This window comes from Mucilaginibacter gracilis (genome assembly GCF_003633615.1).
Taxonomy (GTDB): Bacteria; Bacteroidota; Bacteroidia; order Sphingobacteriales; family Sphingobacteriaceae; genus Mucilaginibacter; species Mucilaginibacter gracilis.
In genome coordinates this window covers 2,776,810-2,792,001 of record NZ_RBKU01000001.1, presented here as the reverse complement: position 1 = coordinate 2,792,001, position 15,192 = coordinate 2,776,810, and the positions used below count along the sequence as shown (strand labels likewise).

Here is a 15,192-nt window from a genome sequence, read left to right as displayed (position 1 = left end):
TCAATAAATGAAAACCTCAGTTTCCAAATTAATTAAAACAAGCCTTGCCGTAGCAATAGTGGCTACCGTAGTGGCATGTAACCCAACTAAAACAGACACAAGCAAACCAGCAACCGCCACCGCAGTGCCCGAAAAAGCTGAGATAGTATATGTGAACTCGGATACGCTGGTACATAACTATGAATATGCCAAGGATATGGCTAAACGTTTGCAGGATAAAGGAAAATCGGCAAATGACGACGTGATTTCAAAAAAACAAGCCTTTCAACGTGAAGTTGGTGATTACCAAAAAGGTGCGCAAACCATGAGTGCCGACCAAAGAGCATCCACCGAGCAACGTTTGGGCCGTAAACAACAAGAATTACAAACATATGAGCAAAATGCTAATGCTCAATTCCAAAACGAAAGTGCATCAGAACAAAGCAAACTTTATGATAAGATTGCTGATTTTGCAAAACAATATGCTAAAGAAAAAGGTTATAAATTAGTTTTAACTTATTCGAAAGCAAACCCTACAGTTTTATTTGGCGACCCAAGCCTGGATGTAACCCAGGACGTTGTAAAAAGACTGAATGATTTATACGCAAAAGACAAGAAATAACAATATTTACACAACAAAATAGTTAAACCCCAGCTATATAGTTGGGGTTTTTTTATTGATACAAACATATGGACAACAAAGAGCACGAAAAATTTATGCGGATGGCCATAGAGCTATCTGAACACAATGTGAGGCAGGGACAAGGGGGCCCCTTTGGAGCTGTTATTGTAAAAAACGGAATGGTTATAGCGCGCAGCGCCAACAAAGTTGTTCCGCAAAACGACCCTACGGCGCATGCCGAGGTATCGGCAATACGTTTAGCCTGCCAGGAACTGGAAACCTTTGTTTTGGAAGGATGTGTAATTTATACCAGTTGCGAACCTTGCCCCATGTGCCTGGGTGCTATTTATTGGGCCCGGATAGACAAAATATATTACGCAAACAACAAAGTTGACGCAGCCGCAATAGGTTTTGATGATAAATTTATTTACGAGGAAATTGCCTGCGAAATGACCGACAGGAAGTTACCAATAGTTCAGCTCCTTCGCGATGAGGCTCAGGGTGCTTTTAAACTATGGGAAATATCTGAGAGTAAAACAGAGTATTAACTTTTAACCAAGTGTATACAACCAAAAAGGGTTTGAATCAATTAGATTCAAACCCTTTTTGGTTTATCATATTTTATTTTTTTCTGTTTATTGCTTCACAGGCGTACCAGTGTTATTGTCATTAGTTGTTTTTTTAGGTTTGGTAGTTTTGGTTTTATCGGGTACCGAAACGGCAGTAATATCGGTGCGGTAGTTCCACATGTTTTTCTTGTAATCGGCCAGTTTCTTTTCTATACGGGCCGCTTCTTTAGCCTGGTCTTCCGGGGTTTTCATGTAGTCCTTAATGCGGTTGCCTTTCGGATTAGATTCCTCAACAATTACACTGTTGAACTGGCGCTGCAGGAACATATCATCCATACTCACGTCAAACATATTGTGGTCCGGGTCTGATACGTCCATTTTGGCAAATACAATACGGCACTGGCTGTAGCGCAACCAGCATACCGGCTGTGTACCCACGGTATCTCCGTTTGATAGTTTCAGGGTAATTAGGGGTGCAATACCTACAATATGGGTTTCTACCTTGGCCCGTTGTTTATCGTAGTAAACATCTTCTTTAATGCGGTAACCTACCACTTTATCCGGACTGAAATCATTCAGTTGCTTTACGCTGCCTATCTTGTTACCATCCTTATCCAGTTGGTCAACCAGTGCGGTATCTACCAAATGGCCCATCAGCTGGTTATACGTCATCGGGATGGTAAATGCATCACCTGTAGGGTTAATTTTGGTTACGGCAGTAGGGTCATAAGCTGTGATGATGTGATCTTTAACGCCCTGTAAAATAGCTTCGATGAGGGTGGCGCCTGTGGTATTAAACTTGGCATTACGGGCATCTTTAAAGCTGATATCGCGTTTATACTGGTGATAGTATTTGATGTTATTGGGGCTTGGCTCAAATATAGGGAAGGGCCTGGCCTTGGTTAGCACAATACTTTTCAAATACCCGTCGCCGCTATCAGGCACCGACCTGATGGTGTCTATCTTATTGTTTGCCGGCAAAACAACCACGGGGTTAACTGCAGCTTTTGCTGTAGTATCAACCGGTTTTGGTTTGGGTTTTGTTCTTACCGTGTGAATTGTTCTTTTAGCCGTGGTACGGGCCTTTGCTTTTTTCTTTTTGGTTTGGGCCATCAGGGTTAAGCTTGCCGCTAATGTAATAAACAAAACAATAATAAATTTCTTTTTCATACTGGGTACGTTGCTGTTCCTATTCAATTTTACTTGCCTTTGTCACTATTTTCCGCTTGCCTTTACTTTGGCGTTCTTGTCCTTTTTGGGAGCAAGGTATTTCCGGGTTCCTACCTGTTCGGTAATCAGATCCGGAGCTGCCATCGTACACCTGAAGCCGATGTAAGAGTGGGCCACATTCTGTACTTCGTAATTACGGGTTGCCGTATTCAGGTCGGTTGCATTATCTTTCCATGATCCGCCTCTTACTACTTTACGTTTCATCACGTCGGCATCCTCATCTGTTGCATCCAGTAACAATACCGGGTCGCGGTCTTCAACAAATTCAAAAGCCGAAGGGCTGTAGGCATCAAGGGCCCACTCGGCTACGTTACCGGCCATGTTATACAGGCCGAACACGTTTGGCGCGTATGATTTTACCGGTACCGTTTGGATGGCTCCATCCCGGGTATAATCACCTTCGCCCTGTTTAAAGTTGGCTATCGGTAATATCTTTTTTGTTTTCTTCTGGATGTATGACGGTACCACGTTCTGATCTTTGGACTGAACGTTGCCTGTTGCATTTTCCATGTTTTGCTCACCGCCCGATGCTGCATATTCCCACTGGGCCTCGGTAGGCAAACTGAACGAAAGGCCCAGTTCTACCAAACTCCTGTCCAGGGTGCTGGCACTGATGATATTTCTCCAGCCGGTATAGGCACGGGCCTGTTTCCAGGTTACACCAACAACGGGGTAATTATCAAAGCCTTTCAACTGGAAATAGTTATTCACCAAAAAGTCTGACTGTGAATTCGGGAAATCTTCCTGCCAAACGTTATTATCGGGCATTATCTTGATGGTATCGGTTACTGATTTGCCTGCATTGGGCCCGCCTGCCTGCACATGTGTATAAGCAAATTTGAGCATATCCTTGTTCAGCGTTTTCCTTCCGTTAACCATAGATACCAGGCCGGGGAATTTTTCGCTGTGCGACTGCCAGAACGGAACCTTACCATTGATATCGATATTGCGCCAGTTAATCATCCGGGCAACCGAATCGGCCTTAGCACCCTTAGCACTGGCGGTTTTGCTTTTCAGCTTGGCGTTATAAAAGAATTTGGGATCGTTTTTTAAATAGGTGGTCACAGCAACAGAATCGGCAACCCAATCCACAAATTTGCGGTATTGTTTGTTGCTTACTTCGGTCATATCCATAAAAAAGGAACTTAAGCTCACCCGGCGCGTGCTGGTATCGGCGTTTATAGAATCTTTTATGGTGCTGCTTTCGTATATGGTACCTGCCGGAATATAGATCATGCCCGGAGGGGCGGTAAGGGTTTTACCCGTGTACGGCCTTACATCAGTTGGTACCTCATATATGATTTTTGACGTTTTACACGCACAAAACAATGCCGATCCAAGAATAATGGCTATCTTTCTATAATTTGCACTCATCTTTTATATTTGAATAATTAAATGGCTGTATCAACAAAACTACGCTCAGGAATTTTGTTATTAGAATTTATATTTTAAAGTTAACGATATCAGGGAATAACCGGTATAATCATGCTTGGTATATTGATCGGCCGGTCCGATTCCGTCAAGATATTGATCCCGTGAATAATTGAACTGGTAGTTGGGGTTCAGCTCCAGCTTGTCTGCGCCGAGTATGCCGGGTAAATTAATATTGGTGCCGATGTTGATCGGTATAACGAAACAGGTTTTGTCCATTTGGGGGGTACTATAGCTTCCCTTGTTAGTTGAAAGCCTGTAATCGCCCAATGAAATGTGCGTCATCACTACACCTCCGCCAACTCCAAGATATATCTTTTTTATCACATCCTGCAAAGCGGTAGAAGTAGGGTAATCTTTAATGGCACCTACGCTAACGCGCACGCCCAAACTCACTGACGAATAATTATCGAGCGAAAAAGGAAAATATTGCCGGTTTGGCACCACGTCCTGGCCCAGTAACTGGCCCATTTGCCCTTCAACGCCAACGCTGATATATTGGGTAAAGTCGTAATCAACTTTAACCAGGCCCACGCCGCTTAAAGGATTGTCGCGGTAGTGGGCGTTTAAGATAGATACACCGCCACCGATACCTATAGACAAGCCTCTTTTATGCTGGCCGTAATAATAGTCGACCTGGCTGTAGCCCCTATGCGGACAAAGAATACTTGCCAGCATAACTACCATAAATGAAAATAAGTATGTTTTATTTTTAAAAAGTAGATAAGTTTTAAATTTCATAGACTGCAATTTTCGTTTGGTGAAAATATAAATTAACGTAATCGTTTAAATCATAAATATTTACATAAAAATACAAATTATTGTATTACTTGTAAAGAAATAATAAAAAAAATATGTTTTTTTTTAGTTAATGATAGAAAAAAGGCTAAAACAATTTAAAATTGTCCAAATTTCTAATCGGAATTCCAAATTCCTCAAATGTAGGTGCGTACTGTTTTAAAAAACGCGTAGTTTGCCTTGCAAACAATGATTTGTAGTGATAATGCATAGGATAGATGTTTAGTTTTTTTTAATAACCGTATATACGCAAATAACCACGTTTAGGTTGCTTTGTTTTACATTTTATTAAGGAAAACGATAAATTACTCAAAAAAATCGTCTTTAAGGTCGTCTATCTCCCGCCTATCTTTTTTTGTGGGCCGCCCCGCGCCCCTGTCGCGGCTCAACATGGGCGCATGAAACATGGTTTTAAACGCCTGCGTTTGCTCAACAGGTGTAATGTCTTCATAAAAGCCTACTGCCTTTTTAGCATCAACCCTGGTTTCCAACAAGCCCGTTACCTTTATCGTCTTCCGGTCGGCACCTTTTGTTATCTGGTAAATTTCATCAATATGCACTTCGTGCGAGGGCTTTATATTATTTCCGTTTAGTTTAACCCGGCCCGCCTTGCAGGCATCCGCGGCAAGCGTACGCGTTTTAAATGCCCTAATTGCCCATAAGTATTTATCAATGCGGAGTTTTTCTTTTTCAGCCATAATTCAAGTATCTACAAAAGTCATAAAAATAGGTAACAAATCAGCAATGTAAGGCAAACATCAAATAACCAGGCCACCTAACTGTACATTCTCATCTTTAAAACAGCCTATACTTCATTTTTTATTATCTTCGTCGTTTTATTATCAAAAGCCATTAAAAAGCTACAGAAATCATTTATTTTGTTAAAAATATCAACAAATGCAAGACCTTAAAAAATTAATTGAAGACGCCTGGGTTGACAGGAATTTGCTCACTTTTAAAGAATATACCGAAGCTATTGAAACCGTTATACAGCGCCTTGACAGGGGCGAGCTGCGCGTTGCCGAAATGATTGGCAGCCGCTGGCACGTTAACGAATGGATAAAAAAAGCAGTGATATTATACTTCCCTATTTGCGAAATGGAAGAAATAAAGGTTGGCCCATTTGTTTTTCATGATAAAATGAAGTTAAAAACCAATTACAAGCAATTGGGCGTGCGCGTTGTACCACATGGCATTGCCCGTTATGGTGCGTTTTTGGCTAAAGGCGTTATCATGATGCCATCGTACGTTAATATTGGTGCGTATGTTGATGAAGGCACTATGGTTGATACCTGGGCAACTGTAGGGTCGTGCGCGCAAATTGGTAAACATGTACACCTAAGCGGCGGTGTTGGTATAGGCGGGGTTTTAGAACCTGTACAAGGTGCGCCTGTTATTATTGAAGATAATTGCTTTTTGGGCTCGCGCGCTATTGTTGTAGAAGGCGTGCATTTAGAACGCGAAGTGGTTTTAGGAGCCAATGTTGTTTTAACGGCTTCAACCAAAATTATTGATGTAACGCAAGACCCACCTGTTGAATATAAAAGCTTTGTTCCGGCGCGATCGGTAGTTATACCAGGATCGTACCCTAAAAAATTTCCCGGAGGCGAATACCATGTTCCCTGCGCATTAATTATTGGTAAGCGTAAAGAGTCTACCGATAAAAAAACATCATTAAACAATGCTCTGCGCGAAAACAACGTAGCGGTATAAAAACAATGGTTGGTTATATTTAATAGTTATCGGTTTGTTTATTCAGAAACATCTTATCAAACAGATATTTAAGAAACATAAACCGATAACTTAAAAACTAACAATGCGTATAGGATACGAAGCCAAAAGAGCGTTTTTAAACACAACCGGCCTGGGTAATTATAGCCGGGGTGTTATCAAAATGATGACTTTGTACTACCCCCACAATATTTATTTCTTATACACTCCTAAAACAAGGCCGGGCAAAGTAAACAATTTTACCACACCACTACCGGCAACTACCACCGTAACACCTACAAGTAAACTATTTACGGCACTATGGCGAAGTATATTTGTGGTGAAAAACCTTAAACGAGATGGTATTGAATTGTATCATGGCTTAAGCCATGAGTTGCCGCTGGGTATTCATCACAGCGGTATTAAATCGGTAGTAACCATACACGACCTCATCTTTATGCGTTTTCCGCAGTATTTTGATTTTGTTAGCCGTAAAATTTATGCTGCAAAAATAAAATATGCCTGCAAACATGCCGATAAGATCATCGCGATAAGCGAGAAAACAAAGGCCGACCTGATAGAGCTTTTAAAAGTTAACCCGACTAAAATTGAAACCGTTTATCAGGATTGCGACGAGAGCTTTAAAGTTGTACAAAGCCCGGAGAAAAAAAACGAGATCAAACTAAAGTATGCGTTGCCGCTAAATTTTTTGCTTACGATAGGCACTATTGAAGAACGTAAAAACTTATTGCTGGCTGTAAAAGCATTAACGCTGCTACCAATTAACATCCAACTGGTAGTTGTTGGCAAGGATACTGCTTATGCCGATGAAGTTAAGCAATATATTAAACAACATCAGCTTTACCATCGGGTACTATTCCTGAGCGATGTTGCTTTTGCAGATTTGCCGGCTATTTACCAGTTGGCGCAGGTATTTGTTTATCCTTCGCGTTATGAAGGCTTTGGGATACCCGTTCTGGAAGCCTTGGTTTCGGGCACACCTGTTATTGCCGCCAGCGGTTCGTGCCTTGAAGAAGCAGGCGGCCCGGATAGTTTATATGTTGAGCCGGATGACGAAAATGATTTGGCACGAAAGATAAACTTAATCCTGACAGACAAGGTACTGCGACAAACCATGGTAGATAAGGGCCTGAATTATGCACGCAAGTTTGATAACAAAAACCTGGCTACCCAATTATTAAACCTTTACAAAAATGTATTAAACCATGCTTAAAGACGAAGTTGCCAAAGCATTAAAAGTATTACAAAACGGAGGTATAATTTTGTACCCTACCGATACAATTTGGGGTATTGGTTGCGATGCCACCAATGCCGATGCCGTTAAAAAAATATACACTCTCAAACAGCGTGATGAAACCAAAAGCATGATTGTTTTGGTTGATAACGACAGTAAACTGCAAACTTACATTACCGAAGTGCCCGATATTGCCTACGATTTAATTGAGTTTAACGAAAACCCGCTAACCTTAGTAATGCCAGGCGCCCGCAACATAGCTGCTAATTTAATTGCCGCAGACGGTAGTGTAGGCATAAGAGTTGCCAGGCACCAGTTTTGCGAACAACTGATACAGCGTTTGCGCAAACCAATTGTGTCCACCTCGGCAAATATCAGCGGACAAGCTTCGCCAAAAAACTTCAATGCCGTATCGGCAGACATTATAAACGGTGTGGATTATGTGGTTGACCTGGAACAGCATGACCTTTCGGAAAAAAAGCCATCAACTATTATGAGACTCGAGCCCGACGGGCGTTTTGAGTTTATCCGTAAATAATAACCCGGCTAAAGGCTTATTTAATTAACTTTGCGGTTTGCAAAACCGGGCTAACCGCATCGGCAGGAACTAAATGAAACAACATCTGCAACATCCTATCTTTAACATTATATCGCAGGCGGCGGGTAAAACCGGCATGGACGCCTATGTTATAGGTGGTTTTGTACGAGATTTGTACCTAAACCGCCCATCCAAGGATATTGATGTTGTTGTGATAGGTAATGGTATTGCTTTTGCCGAGCTAATTGCTTCGCAGCTAAAGGTGCCGCTTTCGGTATTTAAAAATTTTGGTACAGCTATGCTCAGGTATCACGACCTGGAGATAGAATTTGTTGGTGCCAGGAAAGAATCGTACCGGGCAGAGTCGCGCAAGCCAATTGTTGAGAACGGCACTTTAGAAGACGACCAAAAACGGCGCGACTTCACCATAAACGCTTTAGCCATTGCCTTACATCCCGAGCAGTTTGGCCAGTTAATTGATCCCTTTGGTGGTATCAACGATCTGCAAAACAAATTGATTCGTACCCCTTTAGACCCGGTAGAAACGTTTTCGGACGATCCCTTACGAATTATGCGCGCCATCCGTTTTGCATCGCAGCTTAATTTCAATATTGACGAAACTGCACTTGCAGCAATCAAAACCAACACTAACCGCATCGGCATAGTATCGCAGGAAAGGATAACAGATGAGTTGAATAAAATCATCCTATCGGCAAAACCTTCAGTTGGCTTTGAATTATTGTTTGATACCGGCTTGCTAAAGGTGATCTTTCCGCAAATGGTTGATCTGTATGGTGTGGAATTTATTAAAGGGAAAGGCCACAAGGATAATTTTTATCATACGCTACAGGTTTTAGATCATATTGCTGAAACTACAACCGACCTTTGGCTGCGTTGGGCGGCAATTTTGCATGATATTGCCAAACCAGCCACTAAACGCTTTGAAGAAGGACATGGCTGGACGTTTCACGGCCATGAAGATAAAGGCGCACGAATGGTGCCTAAAATATTTGCGCAGCTTAAACTGCCGCTTAATGAAAAAATGAAGCTGGTGCAAAAATTGGTTCAATTGCATTTGCGCCCCATTGTTTTGGCGCAGGATATTATTACCGATTCGGCAGTGCGGCGATTACTATTTGAAGCCGGCGACGATATTGATAGCCTGATGTTGTTGTGCAAAGCAGACATAACTACCAAAAACGAATACAAAATAAAAAAATACCGCAATAATTTTGAGCTCGTACAGCAAAAATTGAAGCAGGTAGAAGAGCGCGATAAAATACGTAACTGGCAACCGCCGGTTAGCGGGTTGGACATTATGGAACTTTTTGGTATTAACGAGGGCCGTGAGGTAGGTATTATCAAACAAAAGATACGCGAGGCTATATTGGAAGGCGAGATTTTGAACTCGCGGGAAGCCGCAATTGATTATACAATTAAAAAAGGACAAGAAATTGGCTTAAAAGTTGTGGCAAACAGAAAATCAGATTAAAATATTATTTTTGACTTTTAAAATTTACTAATTGTAATGGCTGTTTATAGGTTTAAAGTTTCTTTTGAAGATTATGACGATGTAATAAGGGAAGTTGATATTAAATCAACCCATACCTTTGAAGATCTGCACAAGGCGATACATTTTTCAACCGGTTACAAGCACGATTATCCTTCGTCGTTTTATATCAGTAACGATCAATGGATGAAGGGTCAGGAAATTACCTATATGCCCAGCCAACGGAGGATAGACCGCGGCGTGCCTTTGATGGAAAAATCAAAACTGAGCAGCTTTATTGACGATCCGCACCAAAAATTTTATTACACCTTTAATTTCGATCGCCCGTTTGATTTCCATGTGGAACTGATTAAAATACTAAACGAAACTCCCGGCGTAACTTACCCTTTTGTGGCGAAAAGCGTTGGAGAAGCACCTAAACAGTTTGGCAATGTATTTACACCGACAGAAACAGCAGCAGTTGCAACCGATGACGATTTTGACTTTTTAAACCAACTTGAGCTGGTTGCCGAGGAAACTGTAGATTTTGAAGAGGTAGCAGATCCGGATGAAGTAGTTCGAGGTAAAGATAGTGATGACTCGGACGATGAAGAAGATGAGTTTGGCGATGAATTTGCCGATAACGATGGCTTTGAAGAAGATGCCAGCGATAAAGACGATTATTAATAGATACCACAAAGCCCACATTACCCCGTTTAACGATATTGACAACGGGGTAATGTGCCATAATTAACCCTGAAGGATTGATTGATAGAATAGATTTTCAGGAGGCTATGCCAGTGTTTAAACAAAAAACATTAATTGTTATTGCCGGGCCAACTGCAGTTGGAAAAACGGAAACGGCTATTAAACTGGCCAATCATTACAACACTGTAATTATCTCGGCAGATTCGCGTCAGTTTTACCGGGAAATGTCAATCGGCACGGCCAAACCCACGCCAGATGAATTATCGCGAGCTAAACATTACTTTATAAATTCGCATTCCGTTACCGATAGTTTTAATGTCGGCGACTTTGAAAAACAAACGTTAGCCTTACTGGACGAGCTATTTGAAGAGCGCGATGTTGCCATATTGGCCGGCGGCTCCGGTTTATATATTAAAGCTGTTTGCGAAGGCTTTGACGAATTACCTCCAGTTGATACAGCAATGAGAGAGCGGTTAAACGCGGAATATTCTGAAGACGGCATCGTCCCTCTTGCAGAGCGTTTAAAAGCAATAGACCCTGTATACTATGCCCAGGTAGATGTTAACAACCCACAACGCATCATTAGAGCCCTTGAAGTAACCGAGAGTACAGGCAAACCATTTTCATCCTATCGTACTGCAAATACCAAACAGCGGCCGTTCAACATCATCAAAATAGGATTAAACCTCCCCCGCGAATTACTATACCAAAGAATTAACCTGCGGGTTGACAATATGATAAATGAAGGGCTGCTGGCCGAGGTAGAATCTCTCCTACCCTACCGCCACTTAAATGCCCTCAGCACCGTTGGCTACAAAGAGCTATTTGACTACCTGGACGGCAAAACCGACTTAACCACAGCAATAGGCCTAATTAAACAAAACACCAGGCATTTCGCAAAAAGACAGCTTACCTGGTTTAATAAAGATAAAGCTATACGATGGTTTGCGCCGGAGCAGTTTGCAAAAATTATTGATTCGGTTGAACTGTATTCCGATCTTCGATAACAGCCTACGGTTTTTAAAAATGTGGGGGGGGGGGGGGGGAATTGCACAAATCAAAAGCAATAGTTCTGTTCTTTCATAAAGTAGTTTAACTTCTCGGCAGCCAACCTTCTTGTCCTATTACGCAATACCTTAGTCCAACCAAATAGCACCCCTATTGTGCCGGTTGTTTGCTTTACCAACTTATAAACATCAAAATGGTTTGAATGCAGTAATATCTTACCATCGGTATTAAAGGCAAAACGTGATGTTATATCATTTAATACCTTTTTCCCATTTTCACAAGTCCAGATCAGAGTACAATCGGCAGTTAAAAACCGATCACTTATATCTATTTTTTTTATGTCAATCTGAAAATCCTTTTCTTTAACAACCATTGCCCACATTGCACTAGCCTGCGAAGCATTTAAACTAATAAATATCGGATCCCTGAAAGTGGCATTTTTGGCATAAAAATTGCCTATTTTTTTAACATCTCCTTTTCTTAAATTATCATAAAAATCAAGTATCAGTTTTTCGTTAGAATACATTTCAGGAAGGTTTGGTTCAGTTTTAGTTATTAATCTATACTTTGGCGCTAATACAGAATATAGATATTTAGAAATTCATAAGTAGAAAACCCAGTAAAGCTGCATCAAATATTATTAATTGCATACGCAGTTTAAGGCAAAGGGCTTAAAACTTCAATAGAAATTTTACTAAAAAGGGGAGGTATGTTTAGATATAAAAACAATATATGCTACTATTAATTCACTAAATCAATAACTATCTCAGTAAGGTTGATTAATTATAGCGATATGTTTTAACGCAGTAAATTTATAATTTTTTGTTAGTTTACAGAAGTAATTGTAAGAAAAAGTGCTTTGGGATCGAAAAAATCAAGTTTTAGTGAAAGATGCTTTAGACGATACTTTAATTAATTTGCCTAACTAATTGGCTCTGTTAGTTAATTTCAGTCACACAACCCACCAAACTTTCTCGCCAATAAGGAATATTTAATTTAAACTCATTTCTTGCCTTAGACTTATCCATAACGGAAAAAGAAGGCCTTTGGGCGGCTGTAATGAATTCGGAGGAGCGGACGGGATAAACGAGTATGTCAATCTCACTTATTTCAAAAATGGCCTTGGCAAAATCATACCATGATGCTACACCTTCGTTACTGTAATGGTATATTCCATAGGATTCGCTACCCGAATCAACAATCTTTAAAATAAAATGGGCCAGATCGACACCATATGTAGGCGTGCCAATTTGATCGGCAACCACCTTGAGCTCTGTTTTTTCGCGCCCTAAACGCAACATCGTTTTAACAAAGTTATTCCCAAATTCGGAGTATAACCAGCTTGTTCTGATGATAAAAAACTTACTGGTTGATGAAGCTATTACTTGCTCGCCCTCTAATTTAGTTACACCATAAACGTTAATGGGTGCAGGCACATCGTCCTCCGAGTAGGGCAAATGATGATTGCCCGAAAAAACGAAGTCTGTTGATATATGGATTAAAACGGCGTTGTATTTATTGCATAGCTCTGCCAAATTTTGGGGACCTTCTTTGTTTACCTTTCCGGCAATCACTTGGTCACTTTCGGCTTTATCCACTGCTGTATAAGCAGCGCAATTAATGCAATATTGTGGTAAATGATGTTTGAATAACTCTTCTAATTTGTAAATATCTAAAACATTAGCTTCGCCTTCGCCGGGGAAAATGACATCAGTGTCAGGATATTGGCCAGATACCGATCTTAAACATTGGCCCAACTGGCCCGACGCTCCCATTACTATTACCTTATTCATTTAACGCTAAATTATCAGCTATTATAAATTATCACCAAAAAACTGCATGTTTTTAAATGGGTATTTGCCTATTAAATTGTAAGCCGCACCACTTTTAACAAAATCATTAATGGCCTGTAAGTGCCTTATATTGTGAAAATCAGTACCAATCAAATCAATCATGTTTTCTTTAATCAACTTCAAAGCTATGGTTTTAATGCCCTTACCATAATAGCCCGATAGTGAAAGCAGATTAACCTGCATTAAGCAGCCCATATCAATAAACCGATGATACCGCTCATAATCCTGATGATAATAAACATATCTTTCGGGGTGGGCTAATATAGGCGTATATCCTTTCATCCTTAAATTAAAGATATATTTTTCTATGTCATAACTTTCAAACATGTACGACATTTCTATTAACACACGTTTGCCGTTCAACACCATTAAATCATCGGATTCCATCAATGGATCAAAATCCGTATTAATCATATATTCTGCCGCCGCCGTTATCTCAACATCAATTCCTCTCTCTACAAGAGCATTTTTTACAGCTTGCAGGGCGGGCAAAATTGTTTCCCTACTATTGGGATGGATTTCTTTAAATATATGAGGAGTGCAAATAAATTTGCTGTACCCCAGTTCGTTTAACTGAGAGATATAGGATATTGAAGTTTCCAAATCAGGAGAACCATCGTCAATCCCGGGTAATAAATGCGAATGCATGTCTACCCCAATCCATTTAACGTCTGAAACTAATGGCGACCTTTTAAACAGATTAAACATGGAGCATATTGATTAACTATGTATTGGTAAAAGCGTTATGAAATATCTTCAATAAATTTATTCATTACGTTATCAATGTTTAAATATTGTAACGCATACTCACGGGCCGCAATCCTTTTGCCACTTATATCCTCTTGCTTTATAGCAGCAATGGCTTCGGCAAGTTTAACTACATCGTCAGGTTCAACAATAAACCCTACCTCAAATTGTTCAAGCAACTTATGGAGAGAGGTACCCTTAGGCGCGGTAACTACGCTTACCCCACCAACAGCTAATATAGTTGAAAGTTTTGAAGGCATAACCAAATCGCTGGCGTTTGCTTTTTGAATTATTAAATGCAGATCAGCCATGTTTAAAAAGTCGTTAAACTTCTCTTTATCCTGAAGCGGCAAAAATTCAACATTTGTTAAATTTTTTGATGATGCTAATTCCTGCAACTTACTTTTATAAGGGCCGGTTCCGCAGATAATAAAATGAATGTCTTTATCGTCCTTCAAAATATCAGCAGCCAGAATGATGTTCTCAAGCCCTTGCTTTTCGCCTATGCTACCCGAATACAAACAAATTAATTGATTGGGATTATAACCCCAATTCTGTTTCAGCGTATTACGTTCGGCGATGGGGAAAAAGTATGATGTATCAACCCAATTTGGAAAAAAAAGCACATCCCTGTTAACCTTCCGCTTAATTTTGTCGATCATTCCGCTTGAAATACTGCTTACAAAATCACTGCTTTTTAACAAAACCTTTTCGGCATTATATAAAATTTCAAATAGTTTATCACTCGAAAGGATTTTTAGTTCCTGAGCTGCCTCTATCTGAAGATCCTGAATGTGATATATTAATTTTCCGCCTTTTAACTTACGGTAAAACCATGCTAAGTAACCGAGATGAAAGGGAGGAGCAACTGTTATGATAAAATCGTGTTTGGGTTTAAAAAGCATTAATTTCAGTATCATCCAAAATTTGGAACTCCAGAACGAAATATCCTGTAACATCCGGCTTTTGCCCGTTGGGTTTTCGGGCACGTATAAAGGACATCTGTATACTGTAAGGCTTCCAACGCTTTCAGGATAAGTAAATACCTCTTTTTTGTACCAGCCGTTTTTATAGGGCTTTTGCACCTTCCAATATGGGTAATGGGGATAGGTGGTTACAACTGTACAATCATAACCATTTTGGGCAAGCCATTCCATCATCTCACCGCTATACTTTCCAATTCCGGTTGGTTCGGGCGAGAAGTTATGTCCAATTAAAAGGATTCTTTTTTTATCAACCATTTATAGCTATTCTA

The 15,192-nt window shown here is 40.4% G+C and carries 16 protein-coding genes; 8 read left to right on the top strand and 8 right to left on the bottom strand.

Annotated elements, in window-relative coordinates; all coding sequences use genetic code 11:
• Positions 1 to 7 precede the first annotated feature (7 nt).
• The gene (locus BDD43_RS12020) at positions 8 to 601 is read left to right on the top strand and encodes an OmpH family outer membrane protein (protein ID WP_121197902.1); all 594 of its coding nucleotides are present in this window, start codon (positions 8 to 10) and stop codon (positions 599 to 601) included.
• Between the two features lie 68 nt (positions 602 to 669).
• Positions 670 to 1,149 (top strand): nucleoside deaminase, encoded by a 480-nt coding sequence (locus BDD43_RS12015; RefSeq protein ID WP_121197901.1) that lies wholly within the window; start codon positions 670 to 672, stop codon positions 1,147 to 1,149.
• 87 nt (positions 1,150 to 1,236) lie between these two features.
• Here BDD43_RS12015 and porN read toward each other — a convergent pair whose 3' ends face one another.
• The 4 genes from porN to BDD43_RS11995 all read right to left on the bottom strand — a co-directional run bounded on the left by porN (position 1,237) and on the right by BDD43_RS11995 (position 5,327).
• Positions 1,237 to 2,340 (bottom strand): type IX secretion system ring subunit PorN/GldN, encoded by a 1,104-nt coding sequence (gene porN, locus BDD43_RS12010; protein WP_121197900.1) that lies wholly within the window; start codon positions 2,338 to 2,340, stop codon positions 1,237 to 1,239.
• A gap of 45 nt (positions 2,341 to 2,385) precedes the next feature.
• Positions 2,386 to 3,774 carry a T9SS ring complex lipoprotein PorK/GldK gene (gene porK, locus BDD43_RS12005; RefSeq protein WP_121197899.1) on the bottom strand — a complete coding sequence of 463 codons (1,389 nt, stop codon included), beginning with the start codon at positions 3,772 to 3,774 and terminating at the stop codon, positions 2,386 to 2,388.
• A 60-nt stretch (positions 3,775 to 3,834) separates the two neighbouring features.
• Positions 3,835 to 4,572, bottom strand: a complete 738-nt coding sequence (locus BDD43_RS12000; protein WP_121197898.1) for a hypothetical protein — start codon at positions 4,570 to 4,572, stop codon at positions 3,835 to 3,837.
• A 362-nt stretch (positions 4,573 to 4,934) separates the two neighbouring features.
• Positions 4,935 to 5,327 (bottom strand): RNA-binding S4 domain-containing protein, encoded by a 393-nt coding sequence (locus BDD43_RS11995; RefSeq protein ID WP_121197897.1) that lies wholly within the window; start codon positions 5,325 to 5,327, stop codon positions 4,935 to 4,937.
• Positions 5,328 to 5,526: 199 nt separating this feature from the next.
• Between BDD43_RS11995 and BDD43_RS11990 the strand changes: the two genes are divergently transcribed.
• The 6 genes from BDD43_RS11990 (at position 5,527) to miaA (ending at position 11,336) form a co-directional block, all read left to right on the top strand.
• Positions 5,527 to 6,342, top strand: coding sequence for a 2,3,4,5-tetrahydropyridine-2,6-dicarboxylate N-succinyltransferase (locus BDD43_RS11990; protein ID WP_121197896.1), 816 nt, complete (start codon positions 5,527 to 5,529; stop codon positions 6,340 to 6,342).
• Between the two features lie 103 nt (positions 6,343 to 6,445).
• Positions 6,446 to 7,573, top strand: a complete 1,128-nt coding sequence (locus BDD43_RS11985) for a glycosyltransferase family 4 protein (RefSeq protein ID WP_121197895.1) — start codon at positions 6,446 to 6,448, stop codon at positions 7,571 to 7,573.
• Positions 7,566 to 8,132, top strand: a complete 567-nt coding sequence (locus tag BDD43_RS11980) for an L-threonylcarbamoyladenylate synthase (RefSeq protein WP_121197894.1) — start codon at positions 7,566 to 7,568, stop codon at positions 8,130 to 8,132. The genes BDD43_RS11985 and BDD43_RS11980 overlap by 8 nt, the downstream gene beginning before the upstream one ends.
• A 73-nt stretch (positions 8,133 to 8,205) precedes the next feature.
• A complete protein-coding gene (locus tag BDD43_RS11975; protein WP_121197893.1) occupies positions 8,206 to 9,624 on the top strand; it encodes a CCA tRNA nucleotidyltransferase in 1,419 nt (472 codons plus the stop codon).
• Between the two features lie 36 nt (positions 9,625 to 9,660).
• Positions 9,661 to 10,308: an IS1096 element passenger TnpR family protein gene (locus BDD43_RS11970; RefSeq protein ID WP_121197892.1), complete on the top strand. Its 648-nt coding sequence runs from the start codon at positions 9,661 to 9,663 to the stop codon at positions 10,306 to 10,308.
• 107 nt (positions 10,309 to 10,415) lie between these two features.
• Complete coding sequence (gene miaA, locus BDD43_RS11965; RefSeq protein ID WP_121197891.1) at positions 10,416 to 11,336, top strand: tRNA (adenosine(37)-N6)-dimethylallyltransferase MiaA; 921 nt, start codon at positions 10,416 to 10,418, stop codon at positions 11,334 to 11,336.
• A 50-nt stretch (positions 11,337 to 11,386) separates the two neighbouring features.
• Here the strand turns inward: miaA and BDD43_RS11960 are convergent, their stop codons facing one another.
• From BDD43_RS11960 to BDD43_RS11945, 4 genes are all read right to left on the bottom strand, one after another.
• Positions 11,387 to 11,863 carry a nuclear transport factor 2 family protein gene (locus tag BDD43_RS11960; protein WP_121197890.1) on the bottom strand — a complete coding sequence of 159 codons (477 nt, stop codon included), beginning with the start codon at positions 11,861 to 11,863 and terminating at the stop codon, positions 11,387 to 11,389.
• A 412-nt stretch (positions 11,864 to 12,275) separates the two neighbouring features.
• A complete protein-coding gene (rfbD, locus tag BDD43_RS11955; RefSeq protein ID WP_121197889.1) occupies positions 12,276 to 13,130 on the bottom strand; it encodes a dTDP-4-dehydrorhamnose reductase in 855 nt (284 codons plus the stop codon).
• Positions 13,131 to 13,151: 21 nt separating this feature from the next.
• Positions 13,152 to 13,898 (bottom strand): tyrosine-protein phosphatase, encoded by a 747-nt coding sequence (locus BDD43_RS11950; RefSeq protein WP_121197888.1) that lies wholly within the window; start codon positions 13,896 to 13,898, stop codon positions 13,152 to 13,154.
• Between the two features lie 35 nt (positions 13,899 to 13,933).
• The gene (locus tag BDD43_RS11945) at positions 13,934 to 15,178 is read right to left on the bottom strand and encodes a WcaI family glycosyltransferase (RefSeq protein WP_121197887.1); all 1,245 of its coding nucleotides are present in this window, start codon (positions 15,176 to 15,178) and stop codon (positions 13,934 to 13,936) included.
• Between the last annotated feature and the right edge of the window lie 14 nt (positions 15,179 to 15,192).